Below are 763 nucleotides of genomic sequence, written 5' to 3'. Positions count from 1 at the left end.
CCGGTCAATGGAAATGGCAACAAGTGTCCCCAGGCCAACAAGCACGAGCCCGGAAGCCAGCGTAAAAAAGACTGTCAGTCGTGTCGTGAGCGAGTACCGAGCTATCACACATTCTCCTGGGGTGCCTCAAGCACATAACCCATGCCTCGCACCGTCTGAATCAGCTTGGCGTCATAGGCATCGTCAATTTTGGCCCGAAGCCTGCGCATTGCCACCTCGACCACGTTGGAATCGCTGTCGAAATTCATGTCCCACACCTGCGACGCGATCAGAGAGCGAGGCAAAACCTCCCCTTGGCGACGCATCAGCAGCTCCAGCAGCCCGAATTCCTTGGGTGTGAGGTCGATGCGTTTGCCGGACCTGCTGACTCGACGCCGCAGAAGGTCCAGTTCAAGATCTGCCACCTGCAGAATAGTCACCTCGGCGCCACTGCGGCCGCGCCTCAGTATGGTCCGTGCCCTTGCCAGCAATTCGGCAAAAGAAAACGGCTTGACCAGATAGTCGTCTGCGCCCAACTCTAGGCCTTTGACGCGATCCTGAACCTGGTCCTTTGCCGTGAGAAATAACACGGGCATCTCAAGGCCTCGACGACGCATATTGGTGAGGACCTGCCAGCCGTCCATCCGAGGAAGCATCACATCCAGGATCACGAGATCGTAATCCTCCTCTTGAACCAGACGCAGGCCATCGACACCGTTGTGAACCAGATCAGCGTTGAATCCCGCTTCACGCAAGCCTTGGCGCAGGTATTCCCCGGTTTTGA

At 57.1% G+C, this 763-nt stretch carries 1 protein-coding gene; it reads right to left on the bottom strand.

What is annotated here, in order from left to right; translation table 11 throughout:
• Positions 1 to 104 precede the first annotated feature (104 nt).
• Positions 105 to 763: heavy metal response regulator transcription factor (locus tag ACSQ22_RS26320; RefSeq protein ID WP_436131968.1), on the bottom strand; the 659-nt coding region annotated here is incomplete at its 5' end.

Source organism: Acidovorax sp. LjRoot38, assembly GCF_964252975.1.
GTDB classification, from domain to species: Bacteria; Pseudomonadota; Gammaproteobacteria; order Burkholderiales; family Burkholderiaceae_C; genus Acidovorax; species Acidovorax facilis.
The sequence above is the reverse complement of the archived record's forward strand: the minus strand, read 5'-3'. Positions and strand labels throughout refer to the sequence as shown.